Origin of the sequence: Undibacterium sp. JH2W (assembly GCF_049340425.1) — a bacterium.
Taxonomy (GTDB): Bacteria; Pseudomonadota; Gammaproteobacteria; order Burkholderiales; family Burkholderiaceae_D; genus Undibacterium.
This window is the reverse complement of the sequence record NZ_JBMPOT010000089.1, coordinates 1-339: the sequence shown is the minus strand read 5'-3', so window position 1 is coordinate 339 and position 339 is coordinate 1. Positions and strand designations below refer to the sequence as shown.

At 56.3% G+C, this 339-nt stretch carries 1 protein-coding gene; it reads right to left on the bottom strand.

Translation table 11 applies throughout. From position 1 onward, the window contains the following. Positions 1-12 precede the first annotated feature (12 nt). Positions 13-339: hypothetical protein (locus ACO0LC_RS29245; protein ID WP_423009787.1), on the bottom strand; the 327-nt coding region annotated here is incomplete at its 5' end.

The window sequence follows — 339 nt, the reverse complement described above, 5'->3', positions numbered from 1 at the left end:
TGACCCGCATGCTCATGACGACACCCGCTGCGGTTTCACCTGTTGCTGAAGCAAGGCATCGTGCGAACGCCAGTGCGGCTGCAGCAGCGCGGCATTCACATGCGACACCGTGCAAATACGCTGATGATCGAGGCAAGTCGCAATCAGACTGGCATAACAAAGGTTGCGGCAGAGCCGCAAATTACCCTGAACCGCCCGTAGTATGACCTGCAAGGCTGCTTCATCAAAGGTATTGGCACCCAAACCCACGGCGGCCAACTCAGTGACGATGAACTTGGTCAAGTCCGCGTCATGCAGTGGCAACACCTGCCTGGAATAACTGATCCGGCTCTTGATGTC